Annotated in this window: 2 protein-coding genes and 2 pseudogenes; 3 read left to right on the forward strand and 1 reads right to left on the reverse strand. The window is 68.7% G+C overall.

The features are described from left to right. Positions 1–736: pseudogene (locus ASF72_RS20840) on the reverse strand (primary-amine oxidase); the annotation flags it as partial. A gap of 124 nt (positions 737–860) precedes the next feature. On the opposite strand from ASF72_RS20840, the gene ASF72_RS00715 reads away from it, so the two are divergent. From ASF72_RS00715 to ASF72_RS20845, 3 genes and pseudogenes are all read left to right on the forward strand, one after another. Beyond that, positions 861–1,451, forward strand: coding sequence for a TetR/AcrR family transcriptional regulator (locus ASF72_RS00715; protein ID WP_056595641.1), 591 nt, complete (start codon positions 861–863; stop codon positions 1,449–1,451). A 37-nt stretch (positions 1,452–1,488) separates the two neighbouring features. Beyond that, entirely contained in the window at positions 1,489–2,586 is a 1,098-nt protein-coding gene (locus ASF72_RS00720) for an alanine racemase (protein WP_056595644.1), read from the forward strand. Positions 2,587–2,718: 132 nt separating this feature from the next. Then, positions 2,719–2,934 (forward strand): annotated as a pseudogene (locus ASF72_RS20845) (AraC family transcriptional regulator); the annotation flags it as partial.

Consider the following 2,934-nt stretch of genomic DNA (forward strand, 5'->3'; position numbering starts at 1 on the left):
TGGCCACCGTGAAGCTGGGGCCTTCGGGCTGGGTGATGCTGATCGGTTTCTGCGTGGTGCGCAACGGGCCGGTCAGTTCCGGATCCGTGTAGTTTCCGTGCTCAGCCGGAACGGGCATGGCCCCCAGGTCGAGTACCCGGGTGACCTCCTTGCTGACCACGTCCACGTAGGCCACCAGGCCGTCCACAGGGTGCGCCCAGGCGCTGTCGCCGGGGAAATCCTGCACAAAGGCCAGACCGCGCAGGATCCGGCGGCCTTTTTCCTCCGGGTAGTCGAAGACACCGGCGGACAGCGGGGCCACGCGGACCCTGGCCACGTCCAAACCGCGGTCAGCGAGCGCCTTGAGCCAGCGTTCGTCGCCGGCCAGCAGGTCTTCCACCAGCCCGAATTCCTCTTCCAGGACCGGCAGTTCACCGGTCAGCGAGGTATCCAGCACCACGGCGGACACCACCAGCCCGTGCGTCACCGAGACCACAACATCGGTGGGCGCCCCGCCGGAAATGTCGTGGACAAGGGCCCGGAACCGCCTGTCCGCAGGCTGCCCGCCTGCTGTTGGGCCGGCGTCGTCCGCGCCCTGGGCACCCCTGCGGCCGGCGGGTTCCACAAGGCCAAGGTAGGCAATCCGGTGGTGGGGCTCCAGGTGGCCCGATGCCCGGAGGATGGCTGCTGCGGCAAGGATCTCGGCTTCGTTGGCCAGGCCGAACGCGGCTGCTGTGGCGGATGGCGCAGGTGTCATGGGAACTGCCTTTGGTCAGGACCCTGGGGGTCTCCGGGCTTTATTTTCTATAGTTGTAGAGAATAAACCTCCGTACCATGGCTCACAAGAGTCGAAGCCAAACTATTTCCTGGGAGCAGCCGCGGTGCCGAAGATAGTTGACCATCACGAACGGCGCCTGGAACTGGTCGATGCCACCTGGCGGATCATCGCCCGCAACGGGCTTGAAGGTGCCACCCTCCGGGAAATCGCCCTGGAGGCCGGCTTCGCCAACGGGGCGCTGAAGCCGTACTTCCCCACCAAGGACACCCTGCTGGAATTCGCCTTCAGCCATGTGTTCAACCGGACCAACCAGCGGGTCGCCGGGGTCCTGGGCACCATGACCGGACTGGCCGCACTGCGCGCTTTCTGCCTGGAGGTCCTGCCGCTGGACGAGGAACGGATCAACGAGGCCCGGATCGTCATCCCGTTCTGGCAAAAGGCCGTCAACGACCCGCAAAAGGCCCGCATCCACCAGCAGTCCATGGCAGAGTGGGCCACCACCATCCAGCGGCTCCTGGCCGAGGCCCGGGCCGCGGGCGACATCCGGGCGGCCGTGGACGACGCACTCCTGGCGGGCCAGCTCCTGGACATGCTGCTGGGCGCGCAGATTGCCGCCGCCCTCTCCCCCGCCGGGTCCCCCATCGCCGGCCAGGCCGAGCAGCTGGAGGGCTACCTGGCCCTCCTGGCCGCCTGACCCCACCCGTTTTCCGTTTCCACGAAGGAGCTCCCCCATGGCCATCCCCCACAGCATCGACACCCCGGACATCCTGGTGGACGTGGACATCCTGGACCGGAACATCGCCCGGATGGCCGCCTCGGTGCGCTCCAGGGGCCTGGCCCTTCGGCCGCACGCCAAGACGCACAAGATCCCGGAGATCGCAGCCCGCCAGATCGCTGCCGGGGCGGCCGGACTGACGGTGGCCACCGTGGGCGAGGCGGAGGTCTTTGCAGCAGGCGGCGTGGACAACCACTTCATCGCCTACCCGCTGTGGGCATCAGCGGGTAAGGCGGAACGGCTCCGGCTCCTGGCGGAGAAGGCAACCGTGACCGTCGGCGTTGATTCGGCGGCCGGCGCCACCCGGCTGGGCACCGCACTGGGCGCAGCAGCGGGAACCGTGAGCGTCCTGGTCGAAATCGACAGCGGCCACCACCGCAGCGGCACACTCCCGCAGGAGGCGGCGGCGGTGGCGCAGGCCGCAGCCGCTGCCGGGCTGCAGGTGGCGGGGGTCTTCACCTTTCCCGGCCACAGCTACGCGCCCGGCATGCCTGCGGCAGCCGCCGCCCAGGAGCAGTCCGCGCTGGCCGCGGCCGCGGCAACCCTCGCTGCCGCCGGCTTCGACGCCGCCACCCTCAGCGGCGGCTCCACGCCCACGGCGCTGCTCACCGACGGCTCGGTCGCCACGGAAGTGCGGCCCGGCGTCTACGTCTTCGGCGACGCCCAGCAACTGGAACTGGACCGGTGCGCCCTTACGGACATCGCGCTGACCGTCGCCGCCACGGTGGTCAGCCACCACAGGACCGAACCGGGCAGCCCCGTGCGCTTTATCATCGACGCCGGCAGCAAGATCCTGGGCAGCGACAGGCCCGCGTGGGCCAGCGGTTTCGGCCGGCTGATGGACCACCTGGATGCCCGGATCATCGCCCTCTCCGAGCACCACGCCACCGTGGAGTGGTATGGCCCCGACCCGCTGCCTGCCCTCGGCGACCGGCTGCGGATCATTCCCAACCACGTCTGCCTGGCCATCAACCTGGTGGACGATGTTGCGGTGGTCAGTGGCGGCAACCTGGTGGACCGCTGGAAGGTCGCGGCCAGGGGCCGGAACAAATAGCGGGGCGGATTCCCGGGAATTCTTTTTTCGCCAGCTGTTGAAAAAAGGATCCTGCGGACGTAATCTGGGCTGACTGTGTCCCAGGACACAGGCAGGGGGATTTGCCAGGACCCGTCCCACGTCAGGATTTCCATGCCCGTAAGAGCTCCGGCCACGCCCGCCACACAGCACGTCACCACCAGCGTCGCCGGTTCCTTCGACCACTGGCGGCACCTGGTGGCCGAGTCGTTTGTACCGCTGGCCGCGCACAGCGAAGCGCCGGAAGCCTTCCAGGGGCAGCTCCGGGCCCGGGTGCTGGACCGGATGTCCATCGTGGAGGTCAGCGCCGCCGCGCACACGGTCCAACGC

Origin of the sequence: Arthrobacter sp. Leaf141, assembly GCF_001424565.1 — a bacterium.
Classification (GTDB): domain Bacteria; phylum Actinomycetota; class Actinomycetes; order Actinomycetales; family Micrococcaceae; genus Arthrobacter.

Excerpts from the sequence above, each read along its gene's own strand:
- ASF72_RS00720 (WP_056595644.1), top strand. The coding sequence starts at position 1,489 with ATGGCCATCCCCCACAGCATCGACACCCCGGACATCCTGGTGGACGTG.